The sequence below is a fragment of the Endozoicomonas sp. ALD040 genome, from assembly GCF_049275945.1.
Lineage (GTDB): Bacteria > Pseudomonadota > Gammaproteobacteria > Pseudomonadales > Endozoicomonadaceae > Endozoicomonas_A.
The window spans coordinates 5130954-5151388 of record NZ_CP184829.1; the positions used below are offsets into that span (position 1 = coordinate 5130954).

The following is a 20435-nucleotide window of genomic DNA, read 5'->3' on the forward strand; positions in this document are numbered from 1 at the left end:
ATGAGTTTCGACAATCTTATGAAAGCCGTTGCCCGCAATAATCAGCTGGGTGAACTGGACTTTCGCGATAACCGCTATTACCTCACCATCGACAGCCGCATTGAGTTCACCTGTTTTCAGGCCAATGGGCGATTCTTTATCCATGGCGTCATTGCCCAGCTGCCACCTGGTGAAAAAGATCGGGAAAATATCCTCCGAAATCTGATGACCAAAACTGTGGGTCTGGCGACTACCCAGCGGGTTATTTTGTCCATAGAGCCTGAGAAAGATGCGTTAGCTTTACATTACTCCCGCCCGCTTCAGGGGATGGATGACAACCTCCTTGAGGAAGCTCTGGCTGAGTTTGCCAATAACTTTGAGTATTACCTCAAAGAAGTCGGTCAGGAGCAGACTGTTATGCCGACCATGCCAACGATGATCATGCCATGATGAGTCCGATTTCTAATCATTCTTTATTCGGTTGTCTTGTCACCTGGGCAGAGAACTCAATCGATGGGTATAACGGACTCCGTAAGGCCAATGAAGCCTTTTTGAAGGCGGTGATTCGATACAGCCGTTTTAACGAACTGCATCTGTTTCTTCATGAAGGGCAGATTCCTGCTTTCAGGCAAGACTGGAAAGAATACCTGCACCAGTACGGGGCGGGTAAAAATATCAATATTCTGCCGGTTCATGACCTGCCTTCCTGTTTTCAGAGGCATGCTTATAGCGTTTTTCATTGCGGCGATCCCTACATATCAGACCTGGCCGCTCTGCGAGAAAGACATGCGTCCAGTATATTTCCTATCACTGGCAGGGCTCACAGTCTCAGTGATGATGCCCGTTTATCCCGGGTCAGGGATTTGATCTTCTCTCCCGTTAAACCTTGTGACTCCATCCTCTGTAGTTCCACAGCTCAGAAAACCGTGATGAAGCGTCTGATCTCTTCGGCCAGTGCCAGTGTCAGTGATACTGTGGGCAGGGCTGTTCCTTATCGTGGGCAGGTCAGTCTTATTCCGCTGGGTATTGAGCCGGCCAGACAAGAGGCTGTCCCTTCCAGAGAAGGTAATGTGCTTCAGATACTCTGTCTTGGCAGGCTATCAGCAGCCGATAAAATGGACCTTCATCCATTATTACTGGCATTGAATGATCTGTTTGAGGAAGGAACCGTTTCCCGGTTTCAGTTGGTGATTGCTGGGGCTGGTGATGCCTCCGGCGAATATGTTCGCTCATTACTGGCTCAGGCCTATGAGTTCAATCTTGAAGATTGTATTCGCTTTGAACTCTCCGTTGATGATGAGAAGCGGGAGCAGTTGCTGGCTGAAGCGGATGTGTTTGTTTCTCTTGCAGATAATGTTCAGGAGAGCTTTGGGCTGGCTCCGTTAGAAGCAATGAGGGCAGGTATTCCGGTGATTCTTTCAGACTGGAATGGCTATCGAGACTTGATTGTTTCCGGGCAGGAAGGTTTCCTGATCAAAACCACATCGGCTGACCATGATGATATTTCCCGCTCTCTCAGCATTGTCAGCAAAACTCAGGCTCAGCTGATTCAGGCTCAGGGAGTCGCTGTAGATATAGAAGCGTTGAAAACAGCCTTGTCGACATTATTAATGGATGAATCTATCCGGAAAGAGATGTCCGGTGCGGCCATCCGGAGGGTGAATGAAACCTTCAGCTGGCCTTTGCTGATTGATCAGTATCATAATCTGGTAGACGATCTAAGGCAGGAAGCATCAAGAATACGACATCATCAGGGTAGGGCAGTAGGTATGCCTTACCAGGACGTGTTTGGGCATTATGCGTCTGTAGCTCTGCAGGAAACGGACTTCCTTGTAGCCACCGACAGAGGTCTCCGGGTTTTATTGATGTCGGAGAAAGGTTTCTTTTTCAATCAGCTGAGTCATCTCCTTGATAAAAACGAGATAAGAAAGGTGATCAGGAAACTGGTGACACCTCAAAGCGTCAGCAGCATGCAGAAGCTGTTTCCTGAAAGGCAAACCTTATTATTTTTATTATCCTGGATGTTGAAGTATCAGCTGATCTCTTTTTCCGATGAGGCAAAGGGAAGCAAGCCCTCTTTCGCCGGTTTGCCGGACTGGTTCAAGGTTGAAGATCCCTGCCAGGTGTGTGGGCTGGTCTTTCCCGAGCAGCTGAGATCCAGATGGATCAAGCCCGTTATCACTCAATACGTCCAACTCATTCAGAGTTATGTGAATGACATTGATAGTTCTGAAGAGGGTTCAGAAAGTAGCTTGATTCAATCCATTGCCCAGTCAGTCATTGAATGGATGGATGACAGGTTGCTGCAGGCCATTGGCTGGTTTGCAGAAGATCACACATTGACCAGCTACGGTGAAGTGCTAAAGCTACTGGAATCCAAAGGGATGGAGACACTGATTGAAGCCTATCCTCACTGGTATCGAAACATTCAGAAGGAGTTTTTCCAGCAAGTCAGAGTGATTCGTACTCTGTTGAGTCGGGTAAAGCAGGACTTGTCAGAGATCAATCATTACTTTTTTTCAGGGAGCCCTCAGCTTGGAGAGAGCCGTAAACTGGCTTCTGGTCTGATTTCTATTCGTCATTTGCAATCAGACTCTGGATCGCCCGTTTACCAGTTGGCGTTTAACAATGGTGAGCACCTGGTATACAAACTCAGGGATCTTGCCATTGACCAGTTATTACTGGGTGATAAGCGGAGCATGGCCCAGTCACTGAATGGCTGGTTGCAGGACTCGGAAGCTCTGGGTGTATTCAGGATATTGAATAAGTCTTCCTACGGTTATGTTGAGTTTATTGCTCCGGAAACTCTTTCTGAGTGTGATGATCCAGAAACTTACCATCGTCGCATGGGTGTGGCGGGCGGCTTCTGTCTTATGTCGGGTCTGGCAGATATTCACAGCAAAAATCTTCATGTCAATGGTAACAAGCCTTACCTTATTGATGCTGAGACAGCACTGCACAGTGCTGTGATTATGCAATTGCAGGCAGAGTTGCAAAATCCCGAGCTGGGTTTTTTAAGAGGCATTCGGGATTCCAGCCTGGGCCAGACCGGTTTGATGAAAATCTGGGAAAATTTCCATACCTGTCAGACTCATTACCGTTCCGTCAAACTGGAAAATGGTGAGCTGGTGGCGGAACAACCGCAAAAAATCACCCCTTTTCTGGATCACCTGCTGATGGAAGAGGGTCGACACTCTCTGGATAATCGTCATCCGTCAGTGGCCTCTCAATATAGCAAGGCGTTTGTGGAAGGCTTTCGATGTTCAGTGTCTGCTATTTCTCAACATTCACAGCAGTGGTGTGATTACCTGAAGTCGATGGCAGGCTGTGAGGTGAGGTATCAGCCGCGCTGGAATCTCAATGAGGCTCGCAAACAGTTTCGTGACCTTCATGTCGCCAGAGAGTTGCAGGATATTTCCAGAGAGCGCCGCAGAGGTTATTTTCTGCGTCTGGCAAGGCGCATCACGCTGGCCGCCGAGGTCAGTCAGCGCTGGCTTGATGCTCCGTGGCAGGAGCCGGTCAGTGCTCTGGCTGAGTCGGTGACCGATGGGTGGCTGGCTCTGGAGCAGCGTGAATTTGTCAGAAAGCTTGGAGAGACCGGGGTATTTGTCCAGCGATACGATGGAACTTTGGATGAAATAAGTCGTCATTACTTTTCTGTAAATACCATAGAAAAACAGTCAGAGTTGATTGCCAGCCTGACGGATCACAAGCTCAGGGATCGATTCCTGAATGCCTTTCAGCAGATGATTGAAGGTTGGTTTGAGCAACATATCAATGCGGGAGAAGGAATGCCTGAAGAGCTCAGGCATGGGGTTTTGGAAGCGTTGGCTGACAGGGAGAGAAAGACTTAACCCTTTCTGATGTTCTCCAATAGCTCTTTGGCCATGATGGTGGTCTCTTGGTCACCTTCTTTGTTGGCCGTGGTCAGGTAATCTTCACTTTCCTTATTTCTTCCTTCCATCATCAGAGCCATACCGATAAAGGCTTTAACCGTCGGGTTGTCAGGATCTTTTGGGATGGCTTCCTTATGAAGAATCTCGAGGGCTTCCTGATTCATCTTTTTATTAATGAAGGTCAAGGCAAAGCCCAGAGTAGGCAGGATGCTCTCAGGTCTGGCTTTCTCCAGAGCGCTGAAAATACCGAAAGCATGTTTTGACATACCCACGCTGGAGGCCATAAAGCCTACATCTGCCAGGGTTTTGATTATTTTTTCATCGGTCATGTTTCAGGCCTCTTGCTGTTTACCCGGCTTACAACTTCTGGATAATACTCTGGAGTGTGTCTTTGATGGATTTGATGATGCTGGATCTCAAACCCTCAATAATCATGTATTTATTGAACTCAACCTGAAACTCCACCATGTCTTTGGTATTGTTCGGGTCCATGCTCGATATTTTGCTTTTCAGGGCCTGATCAAGATTTTCGGCCGTTTTACCAAATACGTTCTGTACATGATCGAAGTTTAAATGGTTGGCTCTCTGCTCTGCCATGATCCCTCTCCCTGTCGGACGTAGCTGTCAGAAGGTGTTTAATCAGCGCGTTTCTTGTGATGAGTATTCCAGGTCTTGTCAACGACTTCAGCAGCGGCGATCAGGGCAGTGATCATCTTGTCGTTGATTTCAAACTCATCAGGAGAAAGCCCTTTGTCCCGTTCCGACTTCAGGCGCAAGGCTTCATCCACCAATTCCTTCAGAACCTGCTCCTTGAGCTCACCGTCAGTGTCCTGAATCAGGCGATCTTCGAGGTCGGAGAGATGGACTTTCTCATTGTCGGTTTGTGGGTCCTTCACTGTTGCCTCCAAGACGATATTTGATCCGATCTGTGCCTTTTGATAATAAAAGATAGTCAAGATTAATATCTTCAATTATATACCCGTTGGCCAGCTTTGCGCCGATCAGGTATTTGGCACCATCTTCCATGGTTACAAAGGGCACCCTTCCCATACTCACTGACCGAATCTTCAGAGAAGGGGCCAGTGGGGTGTTTAATACTTTGGCAGGTGCTCCAGCTGTTTTGGTAGCGAGTTTCAGCTGGGGCTGATTGCCATACTGTTTTCTGAATCGTGTGACCACATCGTTCAGGTTATATACTTGTTCATCGTCCAAGAGGTGGCCTTCTAAAGTGATTTGATTAGGTTTTTGTATCAAATGTATGCGGGGGCTAAGGCCTTTCTCCCTGAGCATGGACTTGAGCGTGTTAAGACGACCTGCCTGATTTTCTACCTGATCGACAATGGAAACCAGTCCGTGAACCTCCTGTTTCAGAGCGGCAGTGATTTTCTGAAGCTCTTCTGAGGAGGCAACATAACCGGTCATAACCAGTGAACCAGGCGAGTTATCCAGCTCCAGACTGAGAGACGTATGCCCCTGATTCTTTAAAAGCACATCGGCATTAGCCCTTAATTCACTCATGACCACCAGCTGTGAGCTGAAAGGAATCCCCTGCTCACGAAGTTCACGCTGGATTGTCTGTTTATCACTCATTGTCAGGGTGTAGCCAGAGATCAGGATGCTCTGGTCAGGAAGCTCTTTCAGTTTGATGTTTTTCTGGTTCAGTCGATTGCGGATCTCTTTGGCCTGATCAAGATGGCTTATTTCAGGAGGCGCTTCGTCAGAGCCACCTGAAAGTAAAATAATAAGAAGCAGGAAAAGTGCAAATATGCCTGCCGGGATTCCTATCAGCCATTTCCGGTCAATATTTTTCAGGGGGTTCTCAAACTCCTCTGATTCGTCTTCAGCCTCTTCGTCATCTGCCAGAGAGTCGTCAATGTCATCCAGATCATTGTTCAGGTTATTGAGGTCATCACTGTCAAGCTCTTCATCCCCATCCTCCGTCAGGATGTCTGGAGCATCGGGGAATTCATCATCTTCATCTTGCTCAGAGCCTTTGTTCTGATGTTCTTCCGGTTCCGGGTCAGGTCTCTGAAGCTCTGGCAGTGGTTGATCGGGCCAGTCCGCATCTACAGGACCCAGAGAAAAAAACAGTTGACTGGAGGTTATGATGTCAAAATGACTGGCGTTTAGCTCTGAGCCCCGGGGCAGGCCGTTACTATAGAGTAATCCGTCTTTAGACTGGCTGGATATTTTGATTTGACCCTGCGGGCTGATGTTTATTATAAGTTCCAGATCACTGAGTGATTCATCGGTCAGGACCAGATCAGACTGATCGCTTTTGCCCAGAGAGTAGCTTCCGGGTTCAAGTGGAATTTCAGCCCCCTGGTGATTGCCAGAGAGTATTTTAAGGTAAAACTCGATCATGGCCGTCTACCCGAAATGCTTTCCTTAGCTGATGGTTCTGCGTGGGCTAATGGTTATTTTCACTTTCCCAGAGCCTATCTCATTTCATCGTTCTTAAGTTTAAAAAATGAAATGGTTTTTTTGGGCTATCTTTCCCCTGATAAAGATTTTATAAACTTTGATTTTCAGGTGATTTAAATCCTAGGTTAAGTGAAACTACCTATCTTTTCCAGAGTTCTTTATTTGGTCTACATCTTCGAACAAAGTGCTGATAAGGTTAGTATCAACCACGAAAAGCTGGTAAAACTCCCTTAGCGGCTATATGAGTGCAGGTGCATTTTTAGCGTATTTACCCTACAAATGCACCAAAGCGGCTGTAAGAGCAAAGAGCCTATGGGGCTGGTAGTTGACGGTTGACGACAGAAGTCGGCCAGACCCAAAAGTGCGAACACTCTTATATAAATGGTGATGTATGCGGCAGCAGGCGAACGATCACTTGTGTGCGCCAGAAGTCGTCGCATGATAACAAGAAGAGAGCAGGTACTTATGGAAGCATCTTTCTGGAGCGATAAGCGTCCGGCTGGCGTTGCTGAAACTATTGATCCCGATCGCTACCCCAATCTTTTGGCGATTATAGAGGAGCTTCTTGAAAAAAATGCTTCCCGACCGGCATTTACAGGTATTGGGTATACTCTGACTTACGGTGATCTGGACCGCTACAGTCAGCAGTTTGCCAACTATCTTCGTGAGCACACATCCCTGAAGCCTGGTGACAGAATTGCCATCCAGATGCCGAATCTGCTTCAGTATCCTATAGCCGTCTACGGAGCCATCAGAGCAGGTCTTGTCATAGTTAATACCAACCCTCTTTACACCGATCGGGAAATGTTGCATCAGTTCAATGATTCCGGTGCCAAAGCTTTGGTGTTTATGGACAACTTTGGCCATCTGGTTGAAGAGGTTGTAGAAAAAACCGGCATTGAGCACCTGATTGTAACCCGCGTGGCCGACATGCTGCCATTTGCAAAACGTACCCTGATTAACTTTGCTGCAAAACATGTCAAGAAGATGGTGGAGCCTTTTAATCTGCCAAAGGCGGTGTCTTTCAGGGATGCACTGGCAAAAGGCGAAGCCTTTCAGGCTGTACCTCTTGAAAATCCTCCTGCACCTGAGGACCCTGCTGTTTTCCAGTACACGGGCGGAACCACAGGGGTTGCGAAGGGGGCGGTACTGACTCAACGCAACCTGATTGCCAATATGCTTCAGGCCGCGTCAGCTCTCTCACAGCTGGATGAAAGTGGTCAGCGGGTACAGCAGCTCGGCAATGAAATTCTCGTGGCGCCACTGCCTCTTTATCATATTTATGCGTTTACCGTGCATCTGCTCTGCATGCCGTATATGGGAAATCAGAATGTCCTGATTGCCAATCCCAGGGATACCAAAACCTTTATCAAATTTATTAAGCCCTGGCAGTTTACTGGCTTCATTGGTTTGAATACGCTGTTTGTCAGTTTGCTCAATCACCCAGACTTCAGGGGGTGCGATTTCAGTAAACTAAAACTTACCCTTTCCGGTGGTACGGCTTTGCAGAAAGAAACCGGAATTCGCTGGCGGAAATTTACCGGATGTTATGTCTCGGAAGCCTATGGTTTGACGGAGTGCTCTCCAGCAGTTTGCATGAATCCTTTTGGCGATACTGCCCAGCTGGGCACTGCCGGGCTGCCATTGCCCAGTACTGAACTGAAAGTGATTAATGATGGCGGCGAAGCTCAAGCCGTAGGAGAGAGGGGGGAACTGTGTGTGCGAGGACCCCAGGTCATGCAGGGGTACTGGAAAAGGGCAGAAGCCACTGCCGAGGTGCTGTCTGAGGATGGCTGGCTGAGAACCGGTGACGTGGCTGTCATTAAAGAAGACGGCTTTGTTGAAATTGTCGACAGAATCAAGGATATGATCCTGGTTTCCGGCTTTAACGTCTACCCTAACGAGATTGAGGATATAGTGGCCAGCTTTGACCGGGTAGAGAATTGTGCCGCCATCGGCATTCCTGATGACGTCACCGGAGAGAGAATCAAGTTGTTTGTGGTTCCTGCAGACGACGAATTGAAGAAAGAAGATGTGGTGGCTTATTGCAGGGATCATCTGACTGCATACAAAGTGCCCAAGGATATAGAATTCCGTCAGGAGCTACCCATGACACCGGTCGGAAAAATTCTGAGGAAAGATTTGCGTAAGGAAGAGCTGGAAAAAAACTCCTGATATCCATTCAGGTACTCATAAAAAAACCGGCTTTACGCTGGTTTTTTTATGAGTACCTGAAAATATTTTGAGTAGATAGTTTATCAGGTACTTGTCTCAGCCTTGGATTCGTTGTCTTTATTCTCCGGAAAATACTGGCTGAGTACCTCTGGATCATTGCTAAGTGCATCGCAGGCTTCTGGTTGTGAAACAGGAGTGATGCTGGTCGAGTAGAGCTTCATGTTGCGGATACTGGCATCAAACCAGAACCAGTTTTTATTCTCCGAATAACACAAGGCTCTGGCCGTGTAGTTAACAGATGGTACCAGGGGGACTGCAGGGAAGCCATGTAGTTGTTTTTTGACAACTGTAGAGTTCAGGCAGGAGTAGGTAATATCGTTGTAGCGTCGTTCAAACCGGTTAAACGTCTGAGCGATCAGCTGTTCAGCCATTTTGTCTTGTCTCAGGCTCAACTGATAGAGAGCCAGTCCACATAAGAACAGAATGATTACGCTTTCCATAATGAGTACCTCAAGGCTTTATTAATAAGTGCAAGCGTCCTTACCTGCTTTTTCTAACCTCTTTTTCAATCAAACCATATATCCCTGGCTTAGGGAAGCTTATGATTGATTATGTAATTAGTGTTTTCGATGACTTTCAGATTTACTTGAGGCATCAGAAGATACGGCTTCAGAGTAAAGTGTTGATAGATTGACAATTTTTGTAGCGAATCTGGTATAACTTGGTCAGCGTTGGGTTGAAGTGAATTTTATCAATGCTGAAGGCCAGCCTGAATTTCATACCATTGTCATAAATGAGGGTGCATATGAGAAAAACAAATCCGTAAAAATTCCGGCAGACAGTGCAAGTGGCTCTACTGCTGAATTTGGCGCTATGTAATCAACATTAATCCTGCACCATTGGGTCAGATCCTGAGCTGCCTGATGCTTTGTATTTTACCAAGTAGTCAGGTAAAGATGGTTTATCTTTAGATGCGCTGTTGTAGAGTGTTTTGTCTGAATATTTTTCAGTCCAGGTAGCTTGCCTTTCCCATTTCAGTAATTGCCCATCGTCATCATATATACAATCAGACATCCTGAAAAGTCTGGTTGTTGCAACAAGATGGGGTCTGTAATCCGCGTAAAAAGACAAGGTTCCATATGCGTCGCACATTGGGTAATCTGTTATTAAATCATTATTATCTTCATAAGTGGCAAGAAAGCTGTTAGGCACCATGCCACTAATAGAAAGCGATCCTTCAAAAAAAAATATTTTATCAAAAGTACCGTCTCTACAAATCTTTCTATAGGGATGATAAAATGATTTGAACGGGACAGGTATATAATCTACATCAAAATAAGCCCCCATAGTTGGAATTTGCTTTTCATGAATATGTGATTCCCTCATCGCAGATTTTATATAAGAACTTCCTTTTGATAAAAGCACAGGTCTTAAGCCATCTATAACTTGACTGAACGCTAGTTCCTTGTTGAAAACCAATGTTTCAGAAATTCTGGATTTTCCTATATGCCAGTAAGTATATCTTTCCTCATCACCCCAGTTGATATTATCAATATCCAGGATCAATATATTTTTAATTCCATCAGATAAAATATTCCTTTGAAAATCTGAGAATGTGTTTTTTTCTTCTTTTCGATATAACATTGATGAGCTGTACCATAAAACAACTAATTTATCATTATTGTGTTGAGCCCAGTCATAACATCTTTGTTTTACCGGGCAATCCGTTGTGTTTGGTAAAGCGAATGAGCTTTCATCTTTTTTAATCCAAATAAGAAAAATATATGATGTAAAGCAGCCTGATTTATCAGGAAAAGAATTTGTCTGGATTTTTTCTTGATTGTGTATTTCCCGAAATGGGTAAATTTTTTTGTTAAAATGCCCACTTCTTTCGATAGCATTAAAGATAGCTTCTGAATCCATATTTTTATCAATTTGTGCTTTTCGTATCATAGCTTCAATTAAAAAAACAAAGTCAGGCAGTTTAAAGTGAAGCTTGTTGTGATGAGATTCGGTTCCACGGAGATAGGTATACTGAAGTTCTTGAATTTCAGTATCAGTGAAACCTAAAGATGATGCCATTAACTGCCATTTGTTTCCGACAGAATACTTGATGAAATCAATGCAAGTATTACTCAAAGACAATTCAATTGAGCGATTGAACAAGCGGGTAGAGCGTTCGTGGTCTGGACAAAATGAAATATGTTTTTCTGTACAGTTTACTGTGCAAACAGGAATTCCATTCCACAATGGTTCATCTCTGTATGACCTGAGCAATGAGCTGTTCATGACTCCGACTTGAAAATCAGTTCCTTTTCCTATGCCATCCATATATCAAGACCCTTTAATCATTAGATATATGATTTAGACTCTGATCTCAAACCAAAGTTCATAAAGTGTGAGTTTTACTAACCACCTGGAAAGAACATAAAACACAAAATTCTACCTCAGAGCGCCTGCGGCGCAGCTGAAAGCCATTATGAGGTGTGGCTTACTCGGGAATACTTTTTCCGGACGAAAGAGGGCGCTGAGTTTTTTGAGTTCAGGCTTAACGAAATACACTGCTGTTCATGGCAGCTTAATGTCATAACATCCACTGTCTGGATGTTGTGCTCAGAGTGCCCAGTCTGCCAGCATCTGTTTGGCTATAGGACGGTAGGCGTCTTTACCGTATACCGCATCAATCAGAGCGAAGCTGAAATTCATGGCGCAGCCGGGCCCCTGAGCGGTAATTACCCGGTTTTTCTGATCGACGACCACCGGGCTTTCCGGTTGTGGCAGAGCCCCCTCAAGCTGATCAAAAAAAGTGGGGTAGCAGGTAGCACGCACATTATCGAGAAGTGAGTGATGAGCCAGTACAACGGCTGATGAGGCGCAGATAGCGGCGTACCAGCGTTGGGCTTTGTGTTGCCGTTGCAAAAGTTCCGTAAGGTGTGGGTTGTCTCTGAGGTTGGCTGCCCCGGGCATGCCCCCGGGCAGGGCTATCAGGTGGAAGTTTTTATTGAGAAATACTTCGATGTGGTCGTCGGCTATCAGCTTGATACCTCTGGATGCCTCAATTTCCAGATTGCCATCGGAAGTGCAGGCAGCGACAGAGACCTGGGCTCCGGCCCTGCGAAGGGTATCGATAATAGTGACGGCTTCAATTTCCTCACAGCCATGAGCAACCGGAACGAGAATCTGCCTTGGCATAATGAAACCTCTATGGTTGAACCTTCGGAATGCAAGTATACAACCTGCTCTGAATCTGGCGGTTTTAGAACAGGCACTGCTGAGCCTGTCGAGCTGATTGAGACAATCGTCAGTTCCACAGATTCATAAGCCTAGTAGGGATGGTTAATAAAGCCAGAGAGTATGTTACAGAGTTTGTAAATCGGCATGATCACCAGGATCAGGTCAGTCAGGCCTGATTGAGCTGTTGGAGGAACGAAAACCCTGCGGAATAGCCTTTGTGGTAGTCGGAAACCAGTCTGGCACGGTCTCGCGTGCTTCTGGTTGAACTCAGGGAAGTATCCGGAGCAATTTCTGTAATGGATATACCATTACGTTTTAACTGATCAAAGCTGTCCAGAGTTTCGTTATAGATTGAGTACTGCTGGCGAATCAGCTCGGCCACTTCAGGTTGCTTTCGGAATTGCCAGGCCAGCAATCTATTGCTCGACGAAGCCTTCTTGCGATAATGGCTTTCGCGACTCCTCAACACAACTATGTGTTCATAGCCATCCTCGGCAGCTTTCATAACTGGCAGGGGGTCGGCAAGACTTCCATCTACATGATTTCTTTCATTAATGGTTATGGTACTACGATAAATCATGGGAAGTGCGCTGGAGGCCTTCAGAACTGTGAACAGTTGTTCCAGTTCAAAGTATTCATCGAACTTGTGGTAGATAGGGTAACCTGAACTTGCGCAGCTGGTAACAACCGTGAATGTTTTGTCTCGAAGATGGTTTCGAAACTTGTCAATATTCATGTGCTGTCTCTGGATGCGATCAAACAGCCAGTCGAGGTCAAACAGATTACCGCCTTTCATGTGGCGCTTGAGGCTGATGAAATGGGTTTCCAGACAGGCGCCTGTGTAGATGTCGAGGTTACGACCCCGTTGACCGGCAATAAAGGAAACCAGGTTGAGCGCACCGGCCGAAGCTCCATAGAAGCCATTGAACTGCCGATGGCGTTTGTCCATGAAGGCGTCCAGAATGCCGGCGGAGTATATACCACGCATTCCTCCGCCCTCAACGACAAGTGCCGTTTTTGTGAGTGAGCTGGCCTCTTTTTTCTGCATTGAGATCCCAAACAGTCACGAACGGAAGAGAAATCTTTTATCCCTGCCTGATGCAGGCATTAAAAGTTTTTTCTGCAAAAAAAATAAAGCCGGAAAATCCGGCTTGTATTTGGTAGCGGGAGCCGGATTCGAACCGACGACCTTCGGGTTATGAGCCCGACGAGCTACCAGGCTGCTCCATCCCGCATCGAAATCTGTGCAACAGTTGTCTGGTGGTCAACTGTCGTTGTAAGTTGGTAGCGGGAGCCGGATTCGAACCGACGACCTTCGGGTTATGAGCCCGACGAGCTACCAGGCTGCTCCATCCCGCACCGAAATCTGTGCAACAGTTGTCTGGTGGTCAACTGTCGTTGTAAGTTGGTAGCGGGAGCCGGATTCGAACCGACGACCTTCGGGTTATGAGCCCGACGAGCTACCAGGCTGCTCCATCCCGCACCGAAATCTGTCCGACAGTTTTCTGGTAATCAACTGTCGTTGTTGTTGGTAGCGGGGGCCGGATTCGAACCGACGACCTTCGGGTTATGAGCCCGACGAGCTACCAGGCTGCTCCACCCCGCATCAACGAGGAGCGCATAGTATGGACGATGATCCCTAAAGTCAATAAAAGATTAAAATGCTGCGGTTAATAACTATACCAAGGGTGAGACAAAGAGCTCCGGAATGCAGAGCTCTCTGTGGGTTTAAAATCTCAGTCCGGGAACAAGGTCAGCCCGCTAATGCGCGGTCCCTGATGAGCGTTTCTACAACAGAAGGATCCGCCAGTGTCGATGTATCTCCCAGACTTTCATACTCGCCTGAGGCAATTTTGCGCAGGATTCGGCGCATAATCTTGCCGGATCGGGTTTTGGGGAGTCCCGGAGCCCACTGGATGATATCCGGTGAGGCTATAGGGCCGATTTCCTTGCGAACCCACTGTCTTAATTCACTCTGTAGCTCTTCTGAATACTCAGACTCGGCTATCAGTGTTACGTAGACGTATATTCCCTGCCCCTTGATATCGTGTGGGAAGCCAACAACAGCAGCTTCGGCAATATCATGATGAGAAACCAGAGCGGACTCAATTTCAGCAGTACCCATGCGGTGACCGGAGACATTGAGAACGTCATCAACACGCCCCGTGATCCAGTAATAGCCATCATCATCCCTGCGGGCGCCATCACCCGTGGTGTACATACCCTTAAAGCTGGAGAAGTAGGTTTGAACAAAGCGCTCATGATCATTAAAGACGGTCCGGGCTTGTCCGGGCCAGCTATCGAGAATAACCAGGTTACCTTCCTGTTCGCCTTCGAGAATACGACCATCGTTATCAACCAGGGCGGGTCTGATACCGAAGAATGGGCGAGTTGCAGAACCGGGTTTCAGATCGGTGGCGCCGGGGAGAGGTGTCAGCATGGCCCCTCCCGTTTCTGTCTGCCACCAGGTATCTACTATGGGGCAGTTTTCATTGCCGATGGTTTTGTAGTACCAGTTCCATGCCTCGGGGTTGATCGGTTCTCCTACAGTGCCCAGAAGTCTGAGACTGGAGCGATGAGTGTCTGCAACAGCCGCATCACCTTCAGCCATTAGCGCCCGTATTGCCGTGGGGGCGGTGTAAAGAATATTAACCTGATGTTTGTCGATGACCTTGCTGACTCTGTTGCAGGCCGGGTAGTTGGGTACACCTTCGTGCATAACCATGGTGGCGCCATTCAGAAGTGGGCCATAGGTGACATAGGTATGGCCTGTAATCCAGCCAATGTCAGCGTTACACCAGAATACTTCACCCTCCCGATAGTCAAAGACATACTGATGGGTCATGGATGCATAAACCAGATAACCGCCAGTGGTGTGAAGAATGCCTTTAGGTTTGCCCGTGGAGCCGGAAGTGTAGAGTATAAACAGTGGGTCTTCGGCGTTCATCGCTTCAGGCGTGCAGTGAGGTGAAGCCATGGTCGTCAGATCCTGCCAGCTCAGATCACGACCATCCTGCCAGTAAACCGTTTCACCGGTGTGTCGCAAAACAATGACCTTTTCAACGCTGGTCACTTCCGGGTTTTCGAGAGCTTGATCAACGTTCTTTTTGAGAGGGACTTTTCGTCCACCCCGAATGCCTTCATCAGCGGTAATAACCAGCCTGGCGTTGGCGTCGATTATTCTCCCCGCCAGGGCTTCGGGTGAAAAGCCACCGAAGATGACTGAGTGAATGGCGCCAATGCGTGAACAGGCCAGCATCGCCACTGTGGCCTCTATGACCATTGGCATGTATATGGCGACAACATCACCTTTGCCAATGCCCTGACTCTTAAGCCCATTGGCTAACCGACAAACTTGTTCGTGAAGCTCCTGGTATGTCACTTTTCTGGGGGCATCGCCTTCTTCATCCGGTTCCCAGATGATGGCAACCTGATCGGCTTTTTTGTTGAGGTGACGATCCAGACAGTTGAAAGAGGCGTTCGTGGTGCCGTCGAAGAACCATTTGATATCGACATTTTCATGATCGAACGACACCTTCCTGATCTGAGTGTATGGAGTGAACCAGTCGATTCTCTTGCCATGCTCTCGCCAAAACTTTTCGGGGCTGACGACAGATTGCTGGTACATCTCAAGATAACGTTTGTTATCTGCCAATGTATTCTCTCGTTGAACCTCAGTTACCGGGTACACACGCACTTCGTTCATAATGAATCCCTGGTTTATTTTAATTGTTCTTGTGATTGTTCTTCTGGCAGTGTATTGATACGGTGTTTGTAGTTTTTAGCATTGTGGTGTCTGAATGTCATCTTAAGGCGATACTTCCATAAAGAAATCAGACTTTGTCACCATAATTCTATTCTCATCGCTCACAGCGCCTGTATCCGTCAGGGCTATATTTGACCGTGAGTTGATTAAGCAGGAGGAGGGACAGCAGACGAGCCGTTGTCACCTGCGAAAGGCTGATCAATTTCCAGCTCGTTCATGGCAATCACAGCCTGGGTTCTGCTGCGAACGCCCAGTTTTTTGAAAATAGCTGTGATATGTGCCTTTATCGTGGCTTCTGATACTTCCAGTTCGTAAGCAATTTGTTTGTTCAACAGACCTTCACTAATCATGCCCAGAACTCTGAATTGTTGTGGCGTCAGTGTGGCGAGCTTTTCTTCCAGTTCGGACAGCCGTCCCTGTTCTGGCAGTTCGGGTAGCGATTCTGGCAGCCAGGTATTCCCCTCAAGCACCTGAGACACGGCATTCTTCAGAACATCCAGAGGTGAGGATTTCGGGATAAAACCCTGAGCGCCATGATGCAGTGAGCGATGGATGATCTGGGCATCCTCAGTAGCGGAAACAATAACAACAGGGACCTGCGGATACTGTCCCCTGAGAAAGATCAGACCAGAAAGGCCATGAGCACCCGGCATGTTGAGATCAAGAAGGATCAAGTCAGGCGATGGCACCTGTTCAAGGATATTCTGCAGGGCTGCGATGGACCCGGCTTCATAAATTTCAGGATTTTCCAGCCCCTGACGCAGAGCTGCCTGTAATGCGGCCCTGAACAGAGGGTGGTCGTCTGCAATGATGATCTTGTATTCCATGGACTCAGAGTGCCAATTACCTGGTCAGTGATGGAGGCTGACCGTTGTTATTGTTTTGCAAGCCGACCCTGACATCACGTCCCGGCTGTGTCCTGAACAATGTTTGTATCGGCCGCAGTTGTTTGGATCTTTGGTTTTTGGAACCTGTCGGGATTTTCTCAAGAGTCTTTTCATTGGCATTCAGAAGACTGGATTCTTTATCCTGATCAAATTGCGTACTTCAGGATGACGGGTGAACTTTATAAAAAAATCATTGTCAGAAGTTATATGAGTAAGCGTTCTTTGCAGTGGCGAATAAATCATGGAAGAACAATAACATAGGGGGGGGGATCCTGATGCAACTATCTACCTTTACTTGTGGCCTGTTAAATCGTCAAAGCCCGACAACTCAATCCGATCAGGTTGCTGAGGCTGATCGTGCACCTGCTAAAAAGTATTTCAGTGCTCTTGATCCCGGTGGTGTACCCGATCCAAAGTCACTCACCAGGCGCACCTGCCGCTCACGTCAGGCTGCTGACCGTTCTCCTGGCAACCGGGAACAGCTCGGCGGCAAGGGTATGTTTTTGCAGCGCATGAAAGAAGCCGGTCTGTCTGTTCCCCCCTTCAAATGTGTTACTGCTCAGGTTATGAATGCTCTGGAACAACACCCTGTGGATACCCATCGTTTAGCCCGTTATCTCCCCGGGATCGACCCTCAATGGGGCACAGAGACCAGCCTGACGAACATCCGGGATTACCTCAATACCTTGCCGCCTTCAGAGCAAACCAAAAGGAATAACTGGTTGGCAGGTCTGGCACAATTTATTGTCAGTGATGACTATTACGAACAGGTTAAAGATTCTGACGCGGCCCAACACATCAGAGAGCTGCGCCGACAGTTGGACCGATCCTCCAAATCAAAGCCCGTTATTGTCCGCAGTTCCGGCATCAATGAAGATAACTACGGCGATGCCCAGGCGGGCAAATACCTCTCCAAAGTTCAGAATGAAGACGATGTTTTGCGTACCTGTCTTGAGGTTATGGCCTCGGGTTACCGGCCTGAAGTCTGCCCCGAAGGTGTACCGCAACCCATGGCGCTGATTATCCAGGACTGTATTGACTGCCTGTATGGCGGGGTTGGCACGAGTTTTCAATCCTTTCAGAATAAAACCATCAGGCTTGAGTACACGCGCGGTCAACCCAGAGGCGCAGTGGCAGGGCAGTCTGGTAACACACCACACCGCATCGATATTTTTCGCGGGGATCGCAAAAAAGAGGCTGGCCGCTCTCAATACTTTCCCGGGACGATCTCAAGCCACTTTATCCTGGAAAAGAACAATAACGGCTATTCGGAAAAAAGAATTGATGATGCCGATGTCCAATCAAACCAAGGTGGACAGCGACTCACTGATAAAATGGTTTCTAAACTCAGAAAGGCGCTGACAACGCTGGAAAATCTGTTGCTCTGCCCTGTGGATGCAGAGTTTGCTATCGACCCTGAGGGTCGCTGTTTCGTGGTGCAGGTGCGCCCTGTTACCGAACTTTCTGGTGATATGGTTTTTGCCATGCCCATACCTGAAGAGGCTCTGGCCATTGGTGAGGGCATCAGCGAAGGCTTCTGCACCGGACCACTCTGGCTGGCCAAACGACAAGCGGCAGACTCTATGCCGAAGGGAGCCATTGTCGTAGCTGACCACGCTGAAGATTGGATGCTTGAGCGCAAATTCCTGGAACGGGCAGGGGGGGTTGTCCTGGCCGAAGCAGGATTCAATGATCATGTAGCGATCGTCCTGAAACAGGAAAAAGTACCCTTAATGCGGGCCGGTGAACAGTTTGCGGCATTGGCCACTCAGGATGGCCAACAGGCGACGCTGGCCTGCGCCCGTTTTAACGGTGAGCCCGGAGCCTTTATCGTTGCGGGTGACCTTTCCGGAAAGCTGGCCAGTCACAGAAGCCTGTCTACTGCATTTTCTGATGAACCTTCAGCAGAGGCCGTCCCCTCAAGGGATGATTTGACCCCACCTGAAGGCACATTCCTTCAGGTGGCCAGTGCTTTTCAATGGCTTTCGGATCAAAATGCCCGCCTGCTGGCATTGTTTGCCCCCGGCGGCGGACTGGATTGCCTGGCAAACCCGGTAAAACTGAGCATGTCGCCACAACGATCAGAGCTACTCGCAAAGACTCAGGACAGCGTAATTCGACTGGTTGGTGGGGCTGAAGCACTGCTGGATGGGTATGGGGCTTTCCTCAGTCTGGCGGGTAACGATGATCTATCTCAGCTTAAGCCACAGAAGGAAGAATTCAAGCAACTGATCAACCGGTTCGAAATGCTGAAACGGACCATTCAACCAGTGCTAAAGAGAATCATTCGGCCAATGCAAGCCGCTGAAAAAGGGCAGGCATGCCCGGGAGATTTTCGTCAGTGGTTGGCAGACTGTCATCAGCTGCGATCCTGTCTTCAGGCATTGGAGCCTGACAAGGCCAGACTGGTCCGAAGTGTCCATGAGTTGATTTTTGCTCTGCATCAGCGCTTCGTAGCGGCCCTGGCACCGGTCACTTTGGCGTCGGGTCAGGGCAGGCTATCTATAGAGTGTGTTAGTAAAGGGCCAGGTTCCAGAGGACGCATCACCTATGTTGATTGCACAACTCCGGACATGTCGGGTGAAAGGGCACCATTACTGAGTATGTCCGTCAAGGAATCCATCGAACAATTGGCGCGTGACACGACTGTCATCAGTATGGATGCTGCATTGATCGTTAATCTGATATTAGGGGGAGGGAATCATGTGGGCCTTGTCGAATTACTTGAAAACGCAGAGGGTGGAAAAGGACGAACCTTGCGGCTGAAATTTTCTGACAACTTCGATGCAGCTTTTGATAATGGCAAGTTTCAGCGTGTGTGGTTTCTGGCACAGCTTCTGAAAGCGATCAAACTGGATGAAAATGCTGCTGGCATGAAACTCGCCTGCAACCCCGTGGCGCGACAATTAATTGTCGAATATCCGGGAATGAAAACACGTGAAGATATGCAGGCTGCCTTTAAAAAACTGATGATTGTCCTGGAAGCTATCTTTGGTTTCGATTTAGCCTTTCATAAAGCAGCTATTCTGGAGGAAACTCGTTGGGATTTTAACCTGCTTGCGCAACGCCTTAATCCCGATGTTACAATAGACACTGATGCATTCAATTTTCAACACTGCATTTTCGCAATACCTTATCTGAAGGTTGACCGCCTTACTATTAGTCCCGCTTGCTGCCAGTTATTAAACAACCACCTTCAACAGATTGTTCATTTTGCTGAGCAGTTACATGAGTGTCGGAAATTAGTCGTTCGCGGGGAAAAACCGCAGGACAGTCTGAGGGAGATATTCAGAAGTGATGAGTTGAGTGAGAGCACCCGCAGGCAGCTGATACATCATTTTTTTTTGTTAGAAGCCCATTACTCTATTCCACCGTTTGAGGATTTTTATGACCGTTATAGAGATCAATACTATATTCTCAAACCAACACGCGATTTCAAGCCGACGTTTGCTGTGCCACCGAGTCAGTCTCTTTCGGATATTAAAGAAGAGGTCAGCAAAGCCCTGGTGAAGAATGGGCTGAAAGACGTCAGCCAAAGGATTCGAGGTGATAAAGAACTTGTATTGGAAGCCATTATAACAAGTCCGGAAAAACAGAAGCATTTTAGTGAAGAACTGAAGGAAGATAAAGATGTCGCCATCGCCTTAGTGTCTAATTATGATTTTCAATTGGCATTCCTCCGACCGAAATTCAAGGATGATTATGGTGTTGTCAAGGCTGCTGTCAAAAAAAAATCAAGATCTCTGCAGTTTGCCAGTGAAAGAATCCGAAGCGATAAAGACTTTATTAAAGAGCTGGTTGCTATAGATGTTGAATGTTTAATGGATGTCGGGGAAAGCCTGTTGAGTGATCGCGAGTATATGCTCGACTTAATTGCAGTGGATCCTGGTGCTATCGAATATGCAGCTCTCGAGCTTATATATGATCAGACTTTTATCGATGCAGCAAAGCTAAGAAATCCCAAAGTTATTAGATACATCGGGGGCCGTTTGGAGAATATCAGATTGACTCTGACAACTTGGGTCGATGAAATGCGTTGTGGTATTTCTTAAGGCCGATGGGTGAACTTTATAA

General features: G+C 47.5%; 14 protein-coding genes and 4 tRNA genes. 4 read left to right on the forward strand and 14 right to left on the reverse strand.

Annotated elements, in window-relative coordinates:
• Both ACOJUN_RS18730 and ACOJUN_RS18735 read left to right on the forward strand, forming a co-directional pair.
• Positions 1–429, forward strand: a complete 429-nt coding sequence (locus ACOJUN_RS18730) for a CesT family type III secretion system chaperone (RefSeq protein WP_422133420.1) — start codon at positions 1–3, stop codon at positions 427–429.
• On the forward strand, positions 426–3833 hold the full coding sequence (locus ACOJUN_RS18735) for a DUF4135 domain-containing protein (RefSeq protein ID WP_422133421.1): 3408 nt from the start codon (positions 426–428) through the stop codon (positions 3831–3833). Before ACOJUN_RS18730 ends, ACOJUN_RS18735 begins: the two co-directional genes overlap by 4 nt.
• Here the strand turns inward: ACOJUN_RS18735 and ACOJUN_RS18740 are convergent.
• From ACOJUN_RS18740 to sctD, 4 genes are read right to left on the reverse strand one after another with little or no spacing between them, the layout of a single operon-like run.
• Positions 3830–4204: a tetratricopeptide repeat protein gene (locus ACOJUN_RS18740; protein WP_422133422.1), complete on the reverse strand. Its 375-nt coding sequence runs from the start codon at positions 4202–4204 to the stop codon at positions 3830–3832. The two genes, ACOJUN_RS18735 and ACOJUN_RS18740, sit on opposite strands and share 4 nt — an antisense overlap.
• Positions 4205–4232: 28 nt before the next feature.
• Positions 4233–4472 (reverse strand): type III secretion system needle filament subunit SctF, encoded by a 240-nt coding sequence (sctF, locus tag ACOJUN_RS18745; protein ID WP_422133423.1) that lies wholly within the window; start codon positions 4470–4472, stop codon positions 4233–4235.
• A gap of 38 nt (positions 4473–4510) precedes the next feature.
• Complete coding sequence (locus ACOJUN_RS18750; RefSeq protein WP_422133424.1) at positions 4511–4771, reverse strand: hypothetical protein; 261 nt, start codon at positions 4769–4771, stop codon at positions 4511–4513.
• Positions 4746–6239 (reverse strand): type III secretion system inner membrane ring subunit SctD, encoded by a 1494-nt coding sequence (gene sctD / locus ACOJUN_RS18755; RefSeq protein WP_422133425.1) that lies wholly within the window; start codon positions 6237–6239, stop codon positions 4746–4748. The genes ACOJUN_RS18750 and sctD overlap by 26 nt, the downstream gene beginning before the upstream one ends.
• A gap of 498 nt (positions 6240–6737) precedes the next feature.
• Between sctD and ACOJUN_RS18760 the strand changes: the two genes are divergently transcribed.
• The gene (locus ACOJUN_RS18760; protein WP_422133426.1) at positions 6738–8474 is read left to right on the forward strand and encodes an AMP-binding protein; all 1737 of its coding nucleotides are present in this window, start codon (positions 6738–6740) and stop codon (positions 8472–8474) included.
• A gap of 83 nt (positions 8475–8557) precedes the next feature.
• Here the strand turns inward: ACOJUN_RS18760 and ACOJUN_RS18765 are convergent, their stop codons facing one another.
• The 10 genes from ACOJUN_RS18765 to ACOJUN_RS18810 all read right to left on the reverse strand — a co-directional run bounded on the left by ACOJUN_RS18765 (position 8558) and on the right by ACOJUN_RS18810 (position 16301).
• Positions 8558–8974 (reverse strand): hypothetical protein, encoded by a 417-nt coding sequence (locus ACOJUN_RS18765; protein WP_422133427.1) that lies wholly within the window; start codon positions 8972–8974, stop codon positions 8558–8560.
• 385 nt (positions 8975–9359) lie between these two features.
• Positions 9360–10805, reverse strand: coding sequence for a hypothetical protein (locus ACOJUN_RS18770; protein ID WP_422133428.1), 1446 nt, complete (start codon positions 10803–10805; stop codon positions 9360–9362).
• A gap of 282 nt (positions 10806–11087) precedes the next feature.
• A complete protein-coding gene (locus ACOJUN_RS18775) occupies positions 11088–11666 on the reverse strand; it encodes a DJ-1 family glyoxalase III (protein ID WP_422133429.1) in 579 nt (192 codons plus the stop codon).
• A gap of 208 nt (positions 11667–11874) precedes the next feature.
• The gene (locus tag ACOJUN_RS18780) at positions 11875–12756 is read right to left on the reverse strand and encodes a patatin-like phospholipase family protein (RefSeq protein WP_422133430.1); all 882 of its coding nucleotides are present in this window, start codon (positions 12754–12756) and stop codon (positions 11875–11877) included.
• A 110-nt stretch (positions 12757–12866) separates the two neighbouring features.
• Positions 12867–12943: transfer RNA gene (locus tag ACOJUN_RS18785), tRNA-Met, on the reverse strand.
• Positions 12944–12990: 47 nt separating this feature from the next.
• Positions 12991–13067 (reverse strand) — tRNA-Met (locus tag ACOJUN_RS18790).
• Between the two features lie 47 nt (positions 13068–13114).
• Positions 13115–13191, reverse strand: a tRNA-Met gene (locus ACOJUN_RS18795).
• Positions 13192–13237: 46 nt separating this feature from the next.
• Positions 13238–13314: transfer RNA gene (locus ACOJUN_RS18800), tRNA-Met, on the reverse strand.
• A gap of 147 nt (positions 13315–13461) precedes the next feature.
• Entirely contained in the window at positions 13462–15414 is a 1953-nt protein-coding gene (acs, locus tag ACOJUN_RS18805; RefSeq protein WP_422133431.1) for an acetate--CoA ligase, read from the reverse strand.
• Positions 15415–15620: 206 nt separating this feature from the next.
• Complete coding sequence (locus ACOJUN_RS18810) at positions 15621–16301, reverse strand: response regulator transcription factor (protein ID WP_422133432.1); 681 nt, start codon at positions 16299–16301, stop codon at positions 15621–15623.
• A gap of 335 nt (positions 16302–16636) precedes the next feature.
• On the opposite strand from ACOJUN_RS18810, the gene ACOJUN_RS18815 reads away from it, so the two are divergent.
• A complete protein-coding gene (locus tag ACOJUN_RS18815) occupies positions 16637–20413 on the forward strand; it encodes a PEP/pyruvate-binding domain-containing protein (RefSeq protein WP_422133433.1) in 3777 nt (1258 codons plus the stop codon).
• Positions 20414–20435: the final 22 nt, after the last annotated feature.

Excerpts from the sequence above, each read along its gene's own strand:
- ACOJUN_RS18730 (WP_422133420.1), top strand. The coding sequence starts at position 1 with ATGAGTTTCGACAATCTTATGAAAGCCGTTGCCCGCAATAATCAGCTG.
- ACOJUN_RS18735 (WP_422133421.1), top strand. The coding sequence starts at position 426 with ATGATGAGTCCGATTTCTAATCATTCTTTATTCGGTTGTCTTGTCACC.
- ACOJUN_RS18740 (WP_422133422.1), bottom strand. The coding sequence starts at position 4,204 with ATGACCGATGAAAAAATAATCAAAACCCTGGCAGATGTAGGCTTTATG.
- sctF (WP_422133423.1), bottom strand. The coding sequence starts at position 4,472 with ATGGCAGAGCAGAGAGCCAACCATTTAAACTTCGATCATGTACAGAAC.
- sctD (WP_422133425.1), bottom strand. The coding sequence starts at position 6,239 with ATGATCGAGTTTTACCTTAAAATACTCTCTGGCAATCACCAGGGGGCT.
- ACOJUN_RS18760 (WP_422133426.1), top strand. The coding sequence starts at position 6,738 with ATGATAACAAGAAGAGAGCAGGTACTTATGGAAGCATCTTTCTGGAGC.
- ACOJUN_RS18765 (WP_422133427.1), bottom strand. The coding sequence starts at position 8,974 with ATGGAAAGCGTAATCATTCTGTTCTTATGTGGACTGGCTCTCTATCAG.
- ACOJUN_RS18770 (WP_422133428.1), bottom strand. The coding sequence starts at position 10,805 with ATGGATGGCATAGGAAAAGGAACTGATTTTCAAGTCGGAGTCATGAAC.
- ACOJUN_RS18775 (WP_422133429.1), bottom strand. The coding sequence starts at position 11,666 with ATGCCAAGGCAGATTCTCGTTCCGGTTGCTCATGGCTGTGAGGAAATT.
- ACOJUN_RS18780 (WP_422133430.1), bottom strand. The coding sequence starts at position 12,756 with ATGCAGAAAAAAGAGGCCAGCTCACTCACAAAAACGGCACTTGTCGTT.
- acs (WP_422133431.1), bottom strand. The coding sequence starts at position 15,414 with ATGAACGAAGTGCGTGTGTACCCGGTAACTGAGGTTCAACGAGAGAAT.
- ACOJUN_RS18810 (WP_422133432.1), bottom strand. The coding sequence starts at position 16,301 with ATGGAATACAAGATCATCATTGCAGACGACCACCCTCTGTTCAGGGCC.
- ACOJUN_RS18815 (WP_422133433.1), top strand. The coding sequence starts at position 16,637 with ATGCAACTATCTACCTTTACTTGTGGCCTGTTAAATCGTCAAAGCCCG.